Origin of the sequence: Aeromonas dhakensis (genome assembly GCF_002285935.1) — a bacterium.
Classification (GTDB): Bacteria; Pseudomonadota; Gammaproteobacteria; order Enterobacterales; family Aeromonadaceae; genus Aeromonas; species Aeromonas dhakensis.
This window is the reverse complement of record NZ_CP023141.1, coordinates 610,178-627,332: the sequence shown is the minus strand read 5'-3', so window position 1 is coordinate 627,332 and position 17,155 is coordinate 610,178. Positions and strand designations below refer to the sequence as shown.

General features: G+C 65.7%; 19 protein-coding genes. 13 read left to right on the top strand and 6 right to left on the bottom strand.

Annotated features, from left to right (window positions below; all coding sequences use genetic code 11):
- Window positions 1-170: 170 nt before the first annotated feature.
- From CK627_RS03205 to CK627_RS03175, 7 genes are all read left to right on the top strand, one after another.
- Window positions 171-1,313, top strand: coding sequence for a DUF5610 domain-containing protein (locus CK627_RS03205; protein WP_095591665.1), 1,143 nt, complete (start codon window positions 171-173; stop codon window positions 1,311-1,313).
- A gap of 90 nt (window positions 1,314-1,403) precedes the next feature.
- Entirely contained in the window at window positions 1,404-1,937 is a 534-nt protein-coding gene (locus tag CK627_RS03200) for a cobalamin adenosyltransferase family protein (protein ID WP_095591664.1), read from the top strand.
- Between the two features lie 96 nt (window positions 1,938-2,033).
- Entirely contained in the window at window positions 2,034-3,716 is a 1,683-nt protein-coding gene (locus CK627_RS03195) for an HAD-IIIC family phosphatase (protein ID WP_167385254.1), read from the top strand.
- Window positions 3,709-3,933: an acyl carrier protein gene (locus CK627_RS03190; RefSeq protein WP_019840338.1), complete on the top strand. Its 225-nt coding sequence runs from the start codon at window positions 3,709-3,711 to the stop codon at window positions 3,931-3,933. Before CK627_RS03195 ends, CK627_RS03190 begins: the two co-directional genes overlap by 8 nt.
- Window positions 3,930-4,694, top strand: coding sequence for an AAC(3) family N-acetyltransferase (locus CK627_RS03185; protein ID WP_095591663.1), 765 nt, complete (start codon window positions 3,930-3,932; stop codon window positions 4,692-4,694). Before CK627_RS03190 ends, CK627_RS03185 begins: the two co-directional genes overlap by 4 nt.
- On the top strand, window positions 4,684-5,088 hold the full coding sequence (locus CK627_RS03180; RefSeq protein ID WP_095591662.1) for a VOC family protein: 405 nt from the start codon (window positions 4,684-4,686) through the stop codon (window positions 5,086-5,088). The genes CK627_RS03185 and CK627_RS03180 overlap by 11 nt, the downstream gene beginning before the upstream one ends.
- Window positions 5,085-6,446 carry a DUF4910 domain-containing protein gene (locus CK627_RS03175; RefSeq protein WP_095591661.1) on the top strand — a complete coding sequence of 454 codons (1,362 nt, stop codon included), beginning with the start codon at window positions 5,085-5,087 and terminating at the stop codon, window positions 6,444-6,446. The genes CK627_RS03180 and CK627_RS03175 overlap by 4 nt, the downstream gene beginning before the upstream one ends.
- On the opposite strand, the gene CK627_RS03170 is transcribed toward CK627_RS03175, so the two are convergent.
- Genes CK627_RS03170 through pseF form a run of 6 tightly spaced genes read right to left on the bottom strand, consistent with a single transcriptional unit; the run spans window position 6,428 to window position 11,713 of the window.
- Window positions 6,428-7,174, bottom strand: coding sequence for a crotonobetainyl-CoA--carnitine CoA-transferase (locus CK627_RS03170; protein WP_017779498.1), 747 nt, complete (start codon window positions 7,172-7,174; stop codon window positions 6,428-6,430). The genes CK627_RS03175 and CK627_RS03170 overlap by 19 nt on opposite strands.
- A complete protein-coding gene (locus tag CK627_RS03165) occupies window positions 7,174-7,434 on the bottom strand; it encodes a hypothetical protein (protein ID WP_095591660.1) in 261 nt (86 codons plus the stop codon). Before CK627_RS03165 ends, CK627_RS03170 begins: the two co-directional genes overlap by 1 nt.
- Complete coding sequence (locus CK627_RS03160; protein ID WP_095591659.1) at window positions 7,431-8,726, bottom strand: motility associated factor glycosyltransferase family protein; 1,296 nt, start codon at window positions 8,724-8,726, stop codon at window positions 7,431-7,433. The genes CK627_RS03165 and CK627_RS03160 overlap by 4 nt, the downstream gene beginning before the upstream one ends.
- Window positions 8,719-9,765 (bottom strand): pseudaminic acid synthase, encoded by a 1,047-nt coding sequence (gene pseI / locus CK627_RS03155; RefSeq protein ID WP_095591658.1) that lies wholly within the window; start codon window positions 9,763-9,765, stop codon window positions 8,719-8,721. The genes CK627_RS03160 and pseI overlap by 8 nt, the downstream gene beginning before the upstream one ends.
- A 6-nt stretch (window positions 9,766-9,771) precedes the next feature.
- Window positions 9,772-11,028: a UDP-2,4-diacetamido-2,4,6-trideoxy-beta-L-altropyranose hydrolase gene (pseG, locus tag CK627_RS03150; protein WP_095591657.1), complete on the bottom strand. Its 1,257-nt coding sequence runs from the start codon at window positions 11,026-11,028 to the stop codon at window positions 9,772-9,774.
- Entirely contained in the window at window positions 11,018-11,713 is a 696-nt protein-coding gene (gene pseF, locus CK627_RS03145; protein WP_095591656.1) for a pseudaminic acid cytidylyltransferase, read from the bottom strand. Before pseF ends, pseG begins: the two co-directional genes overlap by 11 nt.
- Before the next feature lie 164 nt (window positions 11,714-11,877).
- Between pseF and CK627_RS03140 the strand changes: the two genes are divergently transcribed.
- From CK627_RS03140 to CK627_RS03115, 6 genes are read left to right on the top strand one after another with little or no spacing between them, the layout of a single operon-like run.
- Window positions 11,878-12,414: a GNAT family N-acetyltransferase gene (locus tag CK627_RS03140; protein ID WP_095591655.1), complete on the top strand. Its 537-nt coding sequence runs from the start codon at window positions 11,878-11,880 to the stop codon at window positions 12,412-12,414.
- On the top strand, window positions 12,411-12,644 hold the full coding sequence (locus CK627_RS03135) for an acyl carrier protein (protein WP_005306726.1): 234 nt from the start codon (window positions 12,411-12,413) through the stop codon (window positions 12,642-12,644). Before CK627_RS03140 ends, CK627_RS03135 begins: the two co-directional genes overlap by 4 nt.
- Window positions 12,644-13,393, top strand: coding sequence for an SDR family NAD(P)-dependent oxidoreductase (locus CK627_RS03130; protein WP_095591654.1), 750 nt, complete (start codon window positions 12,644-12,646; stop codon window positions 13,391-13,393). The genes CK627_RS03135 and CK627_RS03130 overlap by 1 nt, the downstream gene beginning before the upstream one ends.
- Entirely contained in the window at window positions 13,393-14,763 is a 1,371-nt protein-coding gene (locus CK627_RS03125; protein ID WP_095591653.1) for an AMP-binding protein, read from the top strand. The genes CK627_RS03130 and CK627_RS03125 overlap by 1 nt, the downstream gene beginning before the upstream one ends.
- Complete coding sequence (locus CK627_RS03120; protein WP_095591652.1) at window positions 14,763-15,821, top strand: LuxE/PaaK family acyltransferase; 1,059 nt, start codon at window positions 14,763-14,765, stop codon at window positions 15,819-15,821. Before CK627_RS03125 ends, CK627_RS03120 begins: the two co-directional genes overlap by 1 nt.
- Window positions 15,818-17,005, top strand: coding sequence for an acyl-CoA reductase (locus CK627_RS03115; protein WP_095591651.1), 1,188 nt, complete (start codon window positions 15,818-15,820; stop codon window positions 17,003-17,005). The genes CK627_RS03120 and CK627_RS03115 overlap by 4 nt, the downstream gene beginning before the upstream one ends.
- The last annotated feature ends 150 nt before the right edge of the window (window positions 17,006-17,155 follow it).

Below are 17,155 nucleotides of genomic sequence, written 5' to 3'. Positions count from 1 at the left end.
GATTTACCTCACATGCACACCGGTCTGGCCGGGACGAAATCGGGGGAAGCCTGCGGCCACCCAAAGGGGCCCGATTTTAAAAGGCCGCTGCGGATTGTCCAGCATTTTGTGGTCAAGAAGTGTGCAGTCAGGCCGATAGCTGATCTACAGGCATGGTGGGAGGACACATTATGCAGATCGACGGAGTGGGCGCGGCCCAACCCAAGGGAGTGGGTGTTGCTCCCAAATCGCCCCAGCAGGCGGAAGCAAAGCAGACCAACAACGAGGATGAAGTCTCGTTGCACAAGGCGCCGAAATGGGCGCAGGTGCTGGTGCAGCAGGCGCTGCAGTTCGCGCTGGAGATCAACGGCCAGGGCTACAAGGCGCCCAAGGCACAGGATCAGCCGGAGGCGGTGACCCCGGATACCCTGTTCGACTTCCAGTCGGTGGCCGACAACGTGCTGCAGTTCGTCACCGGCCGGCTGGGGGCTGCCCGGGCCGACGGCAAGTCGGACGACAGCCTGACCGGCATGATGGAGCAGGCCCGCAAGGGGGTGGACAAGGGCTTTGGCGACGCCAGGAAACAGCTTGGCGACTGGGCAGACAACGAAGACATCAAGACCGGCATGGATCAGAGCTACAAGCTGATCCAGGAGGGGCTCGACCAGTTCGAGAAGGAGTTCTTCGGCAAGGTCTCCACCACCGACATGGGGCAGGCCGAGATGGCCAGCCGCCAGCAGGGCTCGCTGGAGATCCAGACCAAGGATGGCGACAAGGTGGTGCTGCGTTTCAACGACAGCTGGCAGACCAAGTCCCAGAAGGATGACAGCGGCAGCCAGTTCAGCCTCAAGTCGAGCCAGAGCTTCAGCTTCTCGCTGGAGGGCAACCTGAGCAGCGAGGAGATGGACTCCATCGGCAAGCTGGTCAAGGGGATCGACGATCTGGCCGGCAACTTCTTCTCCGGCAATTTCGACGACCTGTTGAAGAAGGCGGGCGAGCTGAAGCTGGATGACAGCCAGCTGGCCTCCTATTCGCTCAAGCTCAAGCAGAGCCTCAAGCTGAGCCAGACCTATCAGGGGGCGCACTCCCTGCAGGAGATGCTCAAGCCGCTGGCCGACTACCTGCCCAAGCTGGATCAGGTGCAGCAGCAGGCGGATGCCCTGCTGCCGGCATCCCAGCAGCAGGCGCTGACGCCGGCGGTGCTGGCGGCCCGTGGCCAGAGCGATCCGGCCCAGGTGGGCAGCTTCACCAGCTTCAACCAGCGGATGCTGGATGCGCTGCGGATGATCGGCCAGTTCCAGCCGGCGACGGATGCCAGCAGCAAGAGCGTTTGAACCGTTTTGGATCGAGAAGGACCATGACCGGCCGTTTGCCAGCTCCCGCGGGGGCTGGCAAACTGGCCTTTTTCCCGATCCGGCCAGCCCATGAACCCGAAAAAGCCCAGAGACAAGCGCGAGCTTTGCTACCCCTTCATCTTCGAAACCCAGTTCCAGTGTGACTACGAGATCGCCACCGACGAGCTCTGCTGCCAGGTGGGCGCCGTGTTGTCACTCCTGGCGCCGGATGCCGAGCTTGCGCCCATGCAGGCGGATCTCGCGGCGCTGCAGCGGCTTATCTACAACCTCAACGGCTCGGTGCGCGGCCGGCTCGGCATCTTCGAGGAGGATCTGGCGTGGCTTAAGGGGCGTTACGATCACTACAACGAGGCGAGCCGCGGCCGGGTGACCGGTTTCGTGCTGCCGCAAGGGCCGCAGCCGATCCCGACCCTGCACCTGTGCCGCTGTGGCAGCAAGAAGGTGGTGCGGCTGCTGGTGCGGCTGGAGGAGAGCGGGGGGCGCTTCGACCCCATCCTCTATCGTTTCGCCAACTTGCTGGCCAACTTCTTCTTTGTGCTGACCGTCTACCTCAAGCAGCTGTGGCAGGTGGACGAGGTGCCCTACGTCAGCATCAACTACTGAATACGGCCAAAAAAGCTTTTGTTTTTCATGAAGATCAAACACGATCATCCCATTTGTCGGTCGCCGGGATGGTCCCGGTAGTGCAGGGGGAAGGTCATGACCATGCTTCATCTCAGTGGCAGTTCGTTCTTGATGCCGGGCAACCTCGCCTGGCGCCCCCTGGCTGAATACGGCGAAGTGCAGGTGGCCCCCCATGGCCAGTGGTTGCAGACCCTGATGCACCAGAGCGCCGATGCCGCGGCCGGAACCCACATCATCATCTGGTTGTGGGAAGATCTGGTGCCCGCCCGGACCCTGCAGGAGTGGGGCCGTCTGGCGCAGGACGATCAGCAGCTGGCGGTCGCCGCCTTCGTCGACGCGCTCTGCCAGCCTCTGTTGCAGCATCTGCAGCGCCGCCCGCAGGATCATCTGCTGGTGGGGGCCTGCAGCCATGCCCCGCTCTGTGTCTATGGCCCGGCCCCTGCCGTGCTCGCCGCGCTGGCCAGTGCGTTCGAGCAGCAGATGGCCCGCCTGCGCCTGCAGCAACCCGGCCTGGACGACCTGCACCTGCCGCTCTGGCTGCAACAGCATGGCCGCCAGCACTGCTTCGATCGGCGCAACCTCTATCTGATGTCCTGCCCCTTCTCCATGGCCGGTCTGGCCAGCCTGGCGCAGTGGATGCTCCCCTTGCTGCAGCGGTTGCAGCAACCCGCCCACAAGGTGCTGGTGCTCGACTGCGACAATACCCTGTGGAGCGGCGTGGTCGGCGAAGACGGTGTCGGTGGCGTCCTGCTGGGACAGGACGGGATGGGCCGGCTCTACCAGGCCTTCCAGCAGGCGGCCAGCCACTGGCACGGGCAGGGCATAGTGCTGGCGCTCTGCTCCAAGAATCTGGCGGACGATGTGTGGCGGCTGTTTGACGAGCATCCGGGCATGGTGCTGACACGGGCGCAGATCGCCGCCGCCGAGATCGGCTGGGAGCCAAAATCCCAGGGGCTGCGGCGGCTGGCAGCCCGCCTCAATGTCGGGCTGGACAGCCTGGTCTTCTGGGATGACAGCGAGCTGGAGCGAGCCGAGGTGCGGGCCAACTGCCCCGAGGTGCTGGTGATTACCCCGCCGGCCGATCTCTGGAGCTGGCCGGATGTCCTGCTGACGCTGCCGGCCCTGTGCAGTCGCCACCAGAGCCGGGATGACGGCCTGCGGCAGCACTCCTATCAGGCCCAGGCCGAGGCCGAGGCGGTGCGCCGGCAACTGGGCGACGAGCACGCCTTCCTGCGGCAATTGGCGCTGCAGGCCGACTGGCAGCCGCTCTCCCCGGGCAACCAGTTGCGAGCCGAACAGCTCAGCCAGAAGACCAATCAGTTCAACCTCTCCGGCCGCCGCTATCAGGCGGCGGAGCTGGCCCGGCTGGCCGCCGAGGGGGGCTACGTCTGGCTGGCCGGCCTGCGAGACAGATTCGCCGATCACGGCATGACGGCGCTGCTGGTGGTGCGCCCGCTCGACGAGGGCAGGGCGCTGCTGGATACCCTGGCCATCAGCTGCCGGGTGCTGGGGCGCGGTTTCGAATACTGGCTGCTGGCGCAACTGGCCAACCATCTGCGGGCGCAAGGCGTGACCGAGCTGGTCATCAGCCTGGTTGCCACCACCCGCAACCAGCCGGCACGGGATTTTCTGGCGAGCCTGCCAACCCGGCCGATAACCACTCCAGCGGGCTTGCTGCCGCTGGCGGACGAGCTGTTCCTCAGTCTGGATCTCTGCTCTCTTTCTCTCCCGTTTTTGGAGTTCTACGCCAATGAATGACCTTATCGCGCTGGCACACCAGCAGTTCCCCCAGGCCAGCATCAACGCACAATCTGCCCTCGGCAGCTTTCCCGAGTGGGACTCTCTGGGTCACTTCAACCTGCTGTTGTTGGTCGAGCAGCACTATGCCGTGCGGTTCGAGCCGCAGGAGCTGGCCGAGTTGAAGAGCCTGGCCGACATCCAGCAAGTCCTGCAGAGCAAAGGGGTTGCCGTGTGAAACAGGCGCTCGAGCAGGCGCTGACCGAGCTGGGGATCCCCAGAGGCGGCGCCCTGATGGTGCACTCGGATGCCATGGTGGTGGCCCAGTTTGCCGGCATGGGCAACGCTGCAGGCATCGCGGCTTTCTGGACATGCCTCGAACAGTGGCTGGGCGGGCACCTGCTGGTGCCGACCTTCAGTTACAGCCCGATGGCGGACGAGTGCTTCGACCCTGCGCAGACTCCGAGCAAGGTGGGCTTGATGACGGAGCTGTTCCGCCAGCGTGAAGGGGTGGTGCGCACGCGGGATCCCGTCTTCAGCATGGCGATCAGCGGCCCGCAGGGGCCAGCGCTGGTGGCGCGGGAGTGTCACGACTGTTTCGGTCAGGAGAGCCCGTTCGGCTGGCTGGCGGAGCAGGACGGCTGGCTGCTGGGGCTGGGTTGCCACCCCGACCGCATCACCTTCACCCACTACGTGGAGCAGCGGCTGGCCGTCTCTTATCGCTATCACAAGGGGTTTGCGGGCCGGGTGCGCGTCGACGGCCAGGTGCGGGAGTGGCAGGCGGATTACTATGTGCGCGACCTGTCGCTGGCCAGCGAAATCGACCTCTCCCGGTTGGTAGCTTTGCTGCAGGAGCGAGGCGCCTGGCGCCAGACGCTGTGCCAGCGGGTGCCGGTCTGGGCGGTGTCGTGCCGCGACTTCATCCTGGCTGCCGGCGAGTTGCTGGCGGCGGCCCCATACGCCCTGATCCGGGCGGGAGGAGAGTCCCATGCAGTTTGATCACATCGGACTGGTGGTGCCGGACCTGGCGAGCGGTGTGGCCTATTGTCGCGACGTGCTGGGGCTGAGCCGCTTCTCGGCGGCGGTGGAAGATCCGCTGCAACGGGTCTGGGTGCAGTTCGTGCACGACGACCATGGCCTCTGCTACGAGCTGGTCGCCCCGGCCGGCGAGGAGAGCCCGGTCGCCCAGGTGCTCAAGACCCGGCGCAACGTCATCAACCACCTTGCCTATCGGGTGAGCAACCTGCAGGAGATCGCCGAACGGCTGCGCGCGCAGCGCCACCTGCCCCTCGGGCCCAGCCAGCCGGCCATCGCGTTTGGCGGCGCCCACGTCCAGTTTTTCCTGAGCCCCCTTGGCCACATTGTCGAATTGATCGAGGCACCCACCCCATGAGTTTTTCACCCAAGAGCAGCTATCTGCCCACCGACTGGGACGACCAGGCACAGATCGGTGAGCAACTGCATCGGCTGCTCACCCTGCTGTTTCCGCTCAATCGCAGCCTGACCGGGGACGGGGTTCGGCAGTCGCTGGCCCTGTGGCGCGAGCACTGCCTGCCCGAGCTGCAGATCCATGAAGTGGCCAGCGGCACCGAGTGCTTCGACTGGACCGTGCCTGACGAGTGGAACGTGCGGGAGGCCTACATAGTGGGGCCGGATGGACGCAGGGTGGTGGACTTCCAGGATCACAACCTGCATCTGGTCGGCTACTCGGAGCCGGTGCGCTGCACCCTCTCGCTGGCCGAGCTGCAGCCCCACCTTCACTCTCTGCCCGAGCAGCCGGACGCCATTCCCTATGTGACCTCCTACTACAAGCGCCGCTGGGGCTTCTGTCTGCCCCATCGGCTGCGTCAGGCGCTGCCGGAGGGGGAATATCAGGTGGTGATCGATGCCACCCTGGCACCGGGCTCGCTCACCTATGGCGACTGGGTGCTGCCGGGGGAGAGCGAGCAGGAGATCCTGCTGTCGAGCTACACCTGTCACCCCTCCATGGCCAACAACGAGCTCTCCGGCCCCTGCGTCGGCGTCTTCCTGATGGCCTGGCTGGCGTCACTGCCCACACGTCGCTACAGCTACCGGCTGATGCTGGTGCCTGAAACCCTGGGGGCCATCGTCTATCTCTCCCGCCACCTGGATCAGCTCAAGCAGCGTACCCTGGCCGGCTTCAACCTGACCTGCCTTGGCGATGATCGCAGTTACTCCTTCCTCCCCTCCCGCCAGGGCAACACGCTGGCGGACCGCATCGGTCGGCATGTGCTCGGCCATCTGGCGCCGGGCTACAAGGCGTACAGCTTCCTGGAGCGGGGCTCCAACGAGCGGCAGCTGTGCGCGCCCGGCATCGATCTACCGGTCACCTCGGTGATGCGCAGTCGATACGGCTGTTATGCCGAGTACCACACCTCGCTCGATGACCTCTCGCTGGTGACGCCGGCCGGTCTGGCGGGGGGATTCCTGGCGCTGCGCCGGGCCATCGAGTGTCTGGAGCGGGACGAGCGCTGCGAGGTCACCGTGCTGGGCGAGCCCCAGCTCGGCAAGCGGGGGCTCTACCCGGACTTGTCGACCCGCTATTCGGGCTGGCGGGTGCGGGAGATGATGAATCTGCTGGCCTACAGCGACGGCAAGCTGACCCTGTTCGAGATCGCCGAGACCATAGGGGCGCCGTTCTGGCGGGTGGAGCCGCTGGCGCGGATGTTGCTGGATGCCGGGCTGCTGCGTCGCCTCAGCCCGCAACCGGACTACTCGATCACCAGATAGGCCGGGCCCGGGTTGTGCGGGGTGCGACGGATGGCGTAGCGATCCAGCCCCAGCACCTCCTTGAGGGCCAGGGTCTCCCCCGGAAAGGCGGGCCAGTTGAGCTCATCGAATGCCAGCACAGATCCCTTGGTCAGGTGCGGCTTGATGAGCTCGAGGCAGCGGCGGGTCGGCTCGTAGAGATCAAAGTCAAAATAGGCCAGTGCAACCATGGTCTCCGGCTGACGAGCCAGATAGGCCGGCAGCGTCTCGGTCACATCCCCCTTTACCAGCTCATGCTTGACGATATGGTCCAGCGGGCTTTCCGCCTCATGGGCGGCGAGCAGTTGGGCCAGATGCTGCTCATAGCCCGGCGTCACCCCGTAGGCGCCGGGCTGGATGGCGGCGTCGCTGCCATCTTGCGGAGCGTGGGAAGGGAAGCCGCTGAAGGTATCGAACCCCACCAGTTTGCGGTTGTAGTTGTAGGGTTCATACATGCCTCGAAACGAGGAGAAGAGCGCCAGGTTCTGACCCCAGCGGGTGCCGAAATCCATGATGACGCCGTGGACCGGCACGATCTTCTGATACAGCTCGTGCATGAACAGGATGCGGGAGAGCGACTGGCGCTTGAGGTAGAGGCCCAGGTTGTTCTGCAGCTCGGCCGCGGGCAGCGGGCTGGCGTGCAGCAACTCGCTGAAGGTCTGGCGGCGTGACAGCTCCTGCTCGGAAGCGTTGGACATGGCCTTGATCATCAATGGTCTCCTGTGGGGGGGTCGCCGGCCGGTGCCGACAGGCAGTGCACCACTTCATATTCGAGGTAGTCGGCCAGTCCCAGCCAGTCCTGGCGCTCCTGGCACTGCAGCAGGGCGGCTACCAGTCCGGGCGGCAGGTTGCCCTGTTCGGTGAGCACCTCTTGCAGCAGCTCCGGCAATGCCTGACTCGCGGCGACCGACTGCCCCAGTCGAAACTGGTGCGCCAGGGCGGTGAGGCGGGTGATCTGGCCGTTTTTCATTGCACGTACTCCGGGTGATAGCGGCAGCCGGCGATCTCCGCCCCCTCCCTGCTGCAGTTCCAGAACTGCACCTCGGGGTGGCGCGCTATGTAGCGCTCGAGCTCGGTGCGGTAGGCGGAAAAGTTCGGATTGGTCTTGACCCGCCGGCCATGGCCGTCGAGGGTCCAGCTGAGCGCCAGCGCGGCGCTGGGGCCGAGGGCGCCGTCGGCCCAGCCCGAGTGGGTGAGCTCGCCGGGAAAAGCGAAGTCGGTGCCCAGCAGGATGACCTGGTGGCAACCCATCTGCACGGCGAGATCCACGGCGGGATGAATGACGCTGCCGCCCGAGTGCAGCACGCCCTTGGGGAGCGTCTGCCGCAGCTGCTGATACATGGGGCTGCGGGAGTAGGCGGTCTTGCGCGGCCCCTGCCAGGCCAGCAGGGCCGCCGTGGGTACCGTGGGGTAATAGACCAGGGTGGTCTGGGCCGACTGGGCGGCGGGTAGCCGGTTGCCGTCGATGGCGTCATCTATGGTGACGACGATGTCGGGTCGGATGCCGTGGCCAAGCAAAAACGCCAGCGCGGTATCGACGCTGATCAGCAGGAAATCTTGCCGACGGCGCTGCAACTGGGCCTGCAGGGTGGTCAGGTTGTGCTGCAGGGTCGGGCCGCTCGCCACGATCAGGGCCTGCTTGCCCTGAGCCAGACCGAACAGGGAGGCCACATCGCCGTCGCCGGCCAGCAGATCGCGGTTTTCGGCCAGCCGCCTAGTGACGTCGGGGTGCTCGGCGTCGAACCTGGCCCGGGCGAACGGCAAGTCTATTTCACTCACCAGCCGGTCGCGGATGCGGGCGGCGGCATCTTCCACCAGCAGCAGCTCGGGCGGCAGGGCGAAGAAGGGCAGCCGCACCTCCCCTTCGTCGCCGGCCATCATCAGCTCGATCCTGGGATCCGTCAGCCAGTCCTGCTGGTCCAGCAGCCGCAGCACCAGGGCAAACAGGGCGCCATTCATGATCTTCACTTCCAGCCGCTTGAGGCTGCTGCGCCCCAGCAGGGCGCGCGGCAGATCGCCAAGCCCGGTGCCGTATAGGTGCAGCACTGGCTGCTCGGGTAGGCTGGCGGCCTGCAGTTCAGCTTCTTTCACCCGGTCGTGCCGGCTGGTGAGCTGGATACCGTGTAGGCTGAGGGTGGAGCCGAGCCCCTCGGTCAGCTCGGCCGGCAGGCTTTCCGCATCCTGTGCCAGCAGGCGGGGCCAGAGGGCGGGCCAGCGCTGGCTGATGAGCCTGCCGTGCTGGTTGAACAGATCATCACTCATCGTTGTCTATCCACTCCCAGCTCAGCGGTTGATTGGCACTCAGGCTGCGGTTGACCCGCTTGCCGATGAGCCGATCGTAATCGGCCGGGGGCAGGCCGAGGGCGGGGCGCACCGACTTGATATGTTCTGCGGTGAGCACCTCGCCGGCTGCCATCTCCTTGACCAGATAGAGGGAGCGGCGAAACGCGCGGTTGCCCTGTTCACTGGCGGTGAGCTGGTAATCGGCCACCCCGAGGGCGGCATGGGCGGTTTTGACCGAGGCCACCAGCTCGGTGAGTTCGGCCGGCTCCATGGAGAAGGCGCAATCCGGCCCGCCGTCGGCGCGGGCCAGGGTGAAGTGCTTCTCGATGAGGGTGGCCCCGAGCGCGGTGGCGGCGATGGCCGTGGCCGACCCCAGGGTGTGATCGGAGAGCCCCACCTCGACCCCGAAGCGCTGGCGCAACATGGGGATGGTACGCAGGTTGTATTCGGCTGCCGGCGCCGGATAGCCGCTGACGCAGTGCAGCAGGGCCAGCTGGCCGTTGCCGTGCTTGAGTGCCATCTCGACCGCGGCGGCGATCTCGGCCTCGTTCGCCATGCCGGTGGACATGATGAGCGGCTTGCCGGTCTGGGCGGCGTAGCGGATGAGGGGCAGGTCCACCAGCTCGAAGGAGGCTATCTTGTAGGCCGGGCAGTCGAGGGATTCCAGCAGATCCACCGCGCTGAAGTCGAACGGACTGCTGAAGACCGTCAGGCCCAGCTCGCGTCCCTTGGCAAACAGCGCTTGGTGCCACTCCCAGGGGGTGTGCGCCCACTCGTAAAGGTCGTACAGGTTGTGACCATCCCAGAGGCCACCGTGGATCTGGAACTCGGGCCTGTCACTGTTGAGGGTGATGGTGTCGGGCCGGTAGGTCTGCAGCTTGACCGCACTGGCCCCGGCCACCTTGGCGGCGGTCATGATGGCCAGTGCGCGATCCAGGTTGCCGTTGTGGTTGGCCGACAGCTCGGCGATCACATAGGGAGCCTGCGCCGGGCCGATGGATTGATGGGCGATCTGCATCTGTGTTCAGACTCCTGTGCCAAGTTGCCAGCCTTGCGGCGCCGGCTGCCAGGGGGCAGGGGGCGCTATCTGCGGTGGCTCGGCAAGATAGAGGGGAAATTGGGAGAAAATTGTCTGCAAGCGATATGCCAGCTCTTGCCACGCCGTGGGCTGAAGTGGCTGAGTGGCCTGCCATGTCAGCCGCTGGCCGTTCAGGGTCAGGGTGAGCAGCAGTTTGCCATCATGGCGTAGTTGCCACTGTTGGCCATCTGGTAACAGCTGATAATCCGGTTGTTGCAGCAACCGGGCGGTGAGCCGATCCAGCCCCAGCCCGTCCACCTGCTGCTGGCCGCGGCGGCGGTAGTCGTCTGACTGTTGTTCAAGCCGTTGCAGGGCCTGCAGCAGCCGCTCAGGCTCGGCCAGCTCGCTCAGGGTCAGCCGCTCGGCCAGTTGGAAGCGGGCGATCACCTGGTCGTTGAACTGCTGGTTGTCGACGATGGGCACCGCCAGGGTCGGCAGGCCGAGACAGGCCCGCTCCCAGGTCATGCCGCCGGCGGCGCCGATGGCGAAGTCGTGCCGGCTCATCAGGTCGGCCATCTGGTCGCTCTGGCGCAGCAGCACCAGGTCGAGGTCGGCCAGCTCGGCCACTCTCTGTTCCAGCTCGGGCCAGAAGGGATTGGCCCCGCCCGCCACCAGGGTCCACTGGATGGTGCGGGCCCAGGGTAGTCGGGCCAGGCTGTTGAGGGTGATGAGGCAGGCGCCGGCCGGGTCGGCGCCGCCAAAGCAGACAAGCCCCAGTCGCCACTGACTGGCGTGTTGCTGCGCCAGCTGGCGATAGGCGGGGCGCAGCAGGGCATAGTCGGTGCCCAGCAGCAGCCGGCAATCGGCGGGGGTGAGGGGTTGGTAATCGGCGGCGCGGCGCAAGGGCCCCTGATCCAGCAGCAGCTGGCAGTGGTGCGGTCGGTCGGCCAGATCATCGATCACCAGCACGCGGCCGCAGTGGGCGGCCAGCTGGGTTTCGAGCCGCTGGTCAATCTGGTAGTGATCGAATACCAGCCAATCGGGCTGCAAGCCGGGCAGCGGGCCGGCGTCATCCAGCGCGCTCAGGGGATGATGGTGATGGGGCCGCAGCAACGCCAGCAGGTGCGCCGGCAGATTGTGGCAGAGGAAGTGGCACTCGGTCCCGGCGGCGTGCAGCCGATCGGCGATGGCCAGGCAGCGCATCAGGTGGCCCAAGCCGATCTCGGCGCCGGCGTCGAGCCGGAAGGCAACCTTAAGCGTCATCTTGGGCCAGCACTTGATAGAGCAGTTCGGCCAGGTGCCAATCTTCCGGCGTGTCGATGTCGACGACCCTGAGCCTTGGCAGTATGTGGCCGATCCCTTCTCCCCCCACCGGGCTGATCCCTCCCAGCCAGGCCGCGCGGCTGCCCCAGTAGAACTGGCCGGCATCCTGATAGGCGGGCTCCAGATCCTGGGAGCGTTTCGCCATCTGCTCCGGCCAGAACGGTGTGACCCTGCCTTGTGCGTCCATGCGCACCGCCCGCTGGATCGGGAAGCCGAATTCGGCCACCGTGTAGACGAAGGGGGCCTTGCTGGCGAGCAGGCGGTGGTGGGCGGCGCGCAGGTCGGCGGCCTGGATCAGCGGCACGGTGGCATAGATGCAGCAGTAGTGTTCTGCCTGGATGCCGAGCTGGTCGAGCCGCTGGATGGTGTCGATCACCACAGGAGTGGTGCCGGTATGGTCATCGGCCAGCGCGGCGCCCCGCAGGAAGGGCACCTCGGCCCCGAGGCGACGGGCCACCTCGGCGATCTCAGGGTCATCGGTGGAGACCACCACCCGACTGAAACAGCCCGAGTCTCTGGCTGCCCCGATGGCGTAGGCAATCATGGGCAGGCCGCAGAAGGGGCGGATGTTCTTGCGGGGAATGCGCTTGCTGCCGCCCCGTGCCGGGATGATGGCGATGGCCATGATGCTCTCTCCCTGAGGAGCCCGACGTGGTCGCCGAGCCGGATAATTGATGACAACTCGTTGATTATTTTTGAGATTATACCGAGTTTTCATCTTATATTATTGAGCTTTGCTACGGAATTGCCCGGTGATGGTCGATAACATGGGAAAGTGATGGGACGTCGTTGGTATTGAACATGAGTTATGGTGTCGAATTGCGCCCGCTCCAGCCCTGGGATCTGCCCACCCTGCGACGCTGGCGCAACCTGGACGAGGTGCGGTTGCAGATGGTGGAGCAGACGCTCATCTCCCCCCGCCAGCAACGGCAGTGGTTCGTCAGCAGCTTGGAACGGCCTGACCAGCAGCACTGGGTGCTCTGGTGCCGTGGCCTGCGGGCCGGCTACGTCAACCTGAAAGGGGAGATGCGACAATCGCTGCATGGGCAGCCGGTGGCCGATGCAGGCCTCTATTTGGGCCGCTCCAGCGTGCGCCACCCCATGCTGGCCGTCGCCGCCGCCCTGTCACAGCTCGATCAGGGCTTCGATACCTTCGGGCTCGGCTGCATCCGCACCCTGGTGCGCACCGGCAACGACGCCGCCCTGCGCCTCAACGCACAGCTCGGCTATCGCCAACAGGGGCAACAGGGCGACTTCATCGCCCTCGAACTGCAGCCCGCCGATTATTATGCCGCCCGAGAACGGCTACGGAGATTTTTCAGATGACTACAGCGTTGGAACAGGTTTTTGCCGATGCCCTCGGCATCGACGTCGGCAGTGTCAGCGACCAGCTGGCTTACAACAGCATTCCCCAGTGGGACTCCGTCGCCCACATGGGGCTGATCGCCCAGTTGGAGGATTGCTACGGCGTGCTGCTCGATACCGATGACATCATCGACATGAGCTCGGTCGCCAAGGCGCGGGAGATCCTCGCCAAATACGGGGTCGCCCTCTGATGCAGGGGCTGCTGCAAGGCAAGCGGGTGTTGATCACCGGTGCCGGGCGCGGCATCGGGCTCGCCATTGCCCGGTTGTTTGCCGCGCAGGGGGCCGAGCTGTGGCTGGCGGGACGCGACGAGGCGGCCATGAGCCGGCTGGCTGATGAGCTCGGCGCCGAGTTCGGCGTGCCTTGTCACTCGCTCTGTGTCGACGTGGCACAGCCGCAGGCAGTCAAGCAGGCCTTTCAGCAGCTGTTTGCCCAAACGCGCCAGTTGGACGTACTGGTCAATAATGCCGGCATGCTGGAAGAGGGGCTGCTTGGCATGGTCAACCAGGCCCAGCTGGAGCAGACCTTCAGTCACAACACCTTCAGCGTGGTCTATTGCAGCCAGTATGCCGCCCGCCTGATGCAGCGCAGCGGTGGCGGCAGCATCATCAATCTGGCCTCCCTGATGGGGCGGGTCGGTGCCGCCGGGCTTTGCAGCTATGCCGGCAGCAAGGCGGCGGTGATCGGCATCACCCAGTCGCTGGCCAAGGAGCTGGCCGCCAGCCAGATCCGGGTCAATGCCATCGCTCCGGGTTTCATCGATACCGAGATGGCCCACGCCATCCCGGACGACAAGTTTGCCGAGCGACTCGCCAGTATCGCCATGGGGCGCATCGGCACGCCGGACGAAGTGGCCAAGGTGGCGCTGTTCCTCGCTTCCGACCTGGCAAGCTATGTGACCGGTCAGGTTATCGGTGTGGATGGAGGCATGACGGTCTGATGGATCACGCGCACGCACTGCTCGCCCACCTGCGGGAAGACAACCCGTCACCGGCCTGGCGCGACCCGCAAGAGGGCTGGCTCTCCTACGGCGAGCTGGCACGGCGGGTGGCGCGGCTGGCGGCCAGCTATCCGGACGAGCGCAGCCTGGTCTATCTGCCCTTTTTCACCCGCACCACCCACCTGTTGCACTATCTGGCGGCGCTCAAGCTGGGGCATGTCGTGATGTTGGCAGATCCGGCCCTCCCTGCGAGTCAGCACGATGCCAGTTGCCGGCAGTTTGGCGTGAGCTGGTGGGTCAATGATGTCGGCCAGCTGGAGCGGTTCGCCGCGGCGACGCCCGCCCTGCACCCGGCGCTGGCGGTAATGCTGCCGACCTCGGGTAGCACCGGCAGCGCCAAGTGGGTGCGGTTGTCGGGGCGCAATCTGGCGGCCAACGCCGCCTCCATCGCCGATTATCTGGCGCTGACCGCGGCCGAGCGGGCCATCACCAGCCTGCCGCTGTACTACTCCTATGGCCTGTCGGTGCTCAACAGCCATCTGCTGGTGGGCGCCTCCCTGGTGCAGCACGAAGGGAGCGTGTTGGAGCGTGACTTCTGGCAGCAGGTCGATCTGCACGAGGTGAGCAGCTTTGCTGGGGTGCCCTTTACCTATCAGATGCTGGCCCGGCTGCGCTTTGACTGGGCCCGCTACCCCTCGTTGCAGACCCTGACCCAGGCGGGCGGGCGTTTAGAACCCGCGCTGGCGCAGCAGTTTGCCGAGCAGGCCCTGCGGCTGGATCGGCGCTTCTTCGTCATGTACGGCCAGACCGAGGCCACCGCCCGCATGGCCTGGCTGGCGGCGCCCGAGGTGGCCGCCCATCCCGATGCCATCGGTCGCGCCATTCCCGGCGGCCAGTTCGCCTTGCGCGCGCTGGAGGGGGGCAAGCCCGGGGAGGGGGAGCTGGTCTATCGCGGCGACAACGTCATGCTGGGTTACGCCGGTGCGGCCGCAGATCTGACGCTGGGCGCCCAGCTGCAGGAGCTGGCTACCGGCGATCTGGCCCGCTGTGACGAGGCGGGCCGCTACTACATCTGCGGCCGGCTCAGCCGTTTTCTCAAGCTGTTCGGCAAGCGGGTCAGCCTGGCGGAGGTCGAGAGCCAGCTCCATCGCTGGGGCTGGACGGGGGCCTGCGGCGGGCGTGACGACTTCCTGCTGGTGGCTGTCGAGCCCCGCGATGACTTGACGATCGACGGCTTGCAGCGCGAGCTGGCGCAGTGGCTGCAAGCCCCGCCGCGGGCGGTGCAGGTGGTACAGGTGACACAACTGCCGCGCACCGCCAATCACAAGATTGACTACGCCGCCCTGGCCAGACTGGCGGGGGAGGCGTGATGGAGCAGTTGCTGAGCGCGCCGGTCTTCGCCCTGCCCCAGGCCGCCAAACAGGCGCTGCTGCTGGCGCGGCTCAACGCGTTGACTGCGCACCATCAGGCCCACTGCACGGCCTATGACAATGTGCTGCAAGCCTTCGGCTGGACGGCCGCGGCGACCGACTACGATGCGCTGCCCTACCTGGCAGCCCGGCTGTTCAAACTGGCCCAGTGGCAGAGCGTGCCGCAGAGCGAAGTGTTCAAGGTGCTCACCTCGTCGGGCACCACGGGCTCGCCATCACGGATCGTGCTGGACAGGGAGACCGCAGCCCTGCAGAGCAAGGTGCTGGTGAAGATCCTGCAGGAGTTTGTTGGCAAGCAGCGCCTGCCCATGCTGCTGGTGGAGCAGCCCGCCCTCATCCAGAACCGCAGCGGCTTTTCGGCGCGGGGCGCGGGCGCGCTGGGGCTCTCCTTCCTCGGTCGTGACCACACCTATGCCCTCGACGAGCAGATGCGGCCCAATTGGCCGGTGATAGAGGCTTTTTGTGACAAATATGCCGGCCAGCCGGTGCTGTTGTTCGGCTTCACCTTCATGGTCTGGCAATGCCTGCTGGAGCCGCTGCGCGAGCGCGGCCTGCAATTGCCGCTGACGCAGGGCATTTTGTTTCACAGCGGTGGCTGGAAGAAGCTGCAGCACCTGGCGGTGGACAATTCCGCCTTCAAGGCCCGCTGCCGTGACCAGCTGGGGCTGGGCCGGGTGCACAACTTCTACGGCATGGTGGAGCAGGTGGGCTCCATCTTCGTCGAGTGCGAGCAGGGACACCTGCATGCTCCCGTGTTTGCCGATGTACAGGTGCGCGATCCGCTCACCCATCAGCCGCTCGGGATTGGCAGACCCGGCCTGCTGCAGGTGCTCTCCGCCATTCCCGGCAGTTATCCTGGCCACAGCCTGCTGAGCGAGGATCTCGGCGTGCTGCTGGGGGAGGATGACTGCCCTTGTGGCCGCCATGGCCGTTATTTTCACGTAACGGGACGCCAGCACGGCGCCGAGGTGAGGGGATGCAGCGACACCTTCCAATGACCCTGTCCGGGGCGACCACCGGACTCTGGCAGGAGGGGCCTGCGGTCAGCTTCGTGGCCCCGACGACGGGCTGGCCAACCTTCTGCCCGCAACCGCTGCCCTGCTTTGCCCCCGTCATCTGCGATTTCGTGGCGGCGCTGTCGGCCCGCCTGCAACAAGAGGGGCGTCGTCACCCCGATCTGGCCGCATTCGGTTTCTGGCTGCGGCCCCGGCAGCTGGCCAGAGAACAGCTGCGTTTGCAGGGACGGGGGCCGCTGGGGGTCACCTTTCACCTGGTGCCCTCCAACGTGCCGACGGTGGCTTTCTACTCCTGGTTGATGGCCCTGTTGATGGGCAACCCCTGCGTGGTGCGGCTGTCGTCACGCCGCGATCCGCAGCAGGAGGCCATGCTGGCGATCCTCAACGAACTGTTCAGCCTCGGTGAATGGCAAGCGATCGCCGCCCGCACCCGCTTTATTCGCTATGACCACGACGAGGGCATCACAACCTGGCTGTCGGCTCGCTGCCGGCTGCGCATCATCTGGGGCGGCGACGAGACCATTCGCCAGGTGCGGGCCATTCCCCTGGCACCAACGGCGCAGGAAGTGGTGTTTCCGGATCGCCGCTCGATGGCGGTGCTCGACAGCCGCTGGCTGGCCGGGCTGGATCCGCAAGAGTGGCAACGGACACTGGATGCCTTGCAGCAGGACTGCACCCGTTTCAACCAGCAGGCCTGCGCCTCGCCGACCACTCTCTGCTGGCTGGGCGAGCCCGACGAGGGGCTGCGCCGCCGCCTGCTGGAAGCCCTGTTTGCCCCCTTTGCCGCCGATCCCGCCCTGGCGATGGAACGACTCATCCACAGTCAACAAAATGCCGCCGAGCAGGGGGCAATGAAGGTGACCAGCTTGCCCGGCGTCACCTTATTGACTCCGGCGAGCGGGCTGCGGCTCGCACACGTCGGAGGAGGTACAGTTGCCGAATTTGTGGCCGATACCCTGAATGAGCTGCTGGCGCAGCCCTGGGACATGCAGACCTGCGTCTGGGTTGGCGGTGACAGGGCCGGGGTCGAAGCGGCGCTGTCGACTACCGCTGCCTGCCGGATTGACCGGGTGGTGGCGCCGGGACAAGCGCTCGCATTCGAATGGCACTGGGATGGCATCGACATGCTGCAACAGTGCAGTCGTGGCCTCAGCCGACGTGAATAATCGGGTGTGGCTCACATAAATCCAGCAGCTTCAATGGATTAGCTTGGTCAGGCATACCTCTTGCAGTAAAACCTGACAGAGAGGGAGAAGGGTTGACAGGGACCGTGCGGTAGCCTTGCCCATTTTCTTCCATCCGCTTCTTTTCTATTC

What these genes read in the sequence shown, in the direction of transcription:
- CK627_RS03200 (WP_095591664.1), top strand. Translation starts at nt 1,404, where the DNA reads ATGAACCCGAAAAAGCCCAGAGACAAGCGCGAGCTTTGCTACCCCTTC.
- CK627_RS03195 (WP_167385254.1), top strand. Translation starts at nt 2,034, where the DNA reads ATGACCATGCTTCATCTCAGTGGCAGTTCGTTCTTGATGCCGGGCAAC.
- CK627_RS03135 (WP_005306726.1), top strand. Translation starts at nt 12,411, where the DNA reads ATGACTACAGCGTTGGAACAGGTTTTTGCCGATGCCCTCGGCATCGAC.
- pseG (WP_095591657.1), bottom strand. Translation starts at nt 11,028, where the DNA reads ATGACGCTTAAGGTTGCCTTCCGGCTCGACGCCGGCGCCGAGATCGGC.
- CK627_RS03130 (WP_095591654.1), top strand. Translation starts at nt 12,644, where the DNA reads ATGCAGGGGCTGCTGCAAGGCAAGCGGGTGTTGATCACCGGTGCCGGG.
- pseI (WP_095591658.1), bottom strand. Translation starts at nt 9,765, where the DNA reads ATGCAGATCGCCCATCAATCCATCGGCCCGGCGCAGGCTCCCTATGTG.
- CK627_RS03190 (WP_019840338.1), top strand. Translation starts at nt 3,709, where the DNA reads ATGAATGACCTTATCGCGCTGGCACACCAGCAGTTCCCCCAGGCCAGC.
- CK627_RS03180 (WP_095591662.1), top strand. Translation starts at nt 4,684, where the DNA reads ATGCAGTTTGATCACATCGGACTGGTGGTGCCGGACCTGGCGAGCGGT.
- CK627_RS03115 (WP_095591651.1), top strand. Translation starts at nt 15,818, where the DNA reads ATGACCCTGTCCGGGGCGACCACCGGACTCTGGCAGGAGGGGCCTGCG.
- CK627_RS03120 (WP_095591652.1), top strand. Translation starts at nt 14,763, where the DNA reads ATGGAGCAGTTGCTGAGCGCGCCGGTCTTCGCCCTGCCCCAGGCCGCC.
- CK627_RS03160 (WP_095591659.1), bottom strand. Translation starts at nt 8,726, where the DNA reads ATGAGTGATGATCTGTTCAACCAGCACGGCAGGCTCATCAGCCAGCGC.
- CK627_RS03175 (WP_095591661.1), top strand. Translation starts at nt 5,085, where the DNA reads ATGAGTTTTTCACCCAAGAGCAGCTATCTGCCCACCGACTGGGACGAC.
- CK627_RS03125 (WP_095591653.1), top strand. Translation starts at nt 13,393, where the DNA reads ATGGATCACGCGCACGCACTGCTCGCCCACCTGCGGGAAGACAACCCG.
- CK627_RS03165 (WP_095591660.1), bottom strand. Translation starts at nt 7,434, where the DNA reads ATGAAAAACGGCCAGATCACCCGCCTCACCGCCCTGGCGCACCAGTTT.
- CK627_RS03205 (WP_095591665.1), top strand. Translation starts at nt 171, where the DNA reads ATGCAGATCGACGGAGTGGGCGCGGCCCAACCCAAGGGAGTGGGTGTT.
- CK627_RS03170 (WP_017779498.1), bottom strand. Translation starts at nt 7,174, where the DNA reads ATGATCAAGGCCATGTCCAACGCTTCCGAGCAGGAGCTGTCACGCCGC.
- pseF (WP_095591656.1), bottom strand. Translation starts at nt 11,713, where the DNA reads ATGGCCATCGCCATCATCCCGGCACGGGGCGGCAGCAAGCGCATTCCC.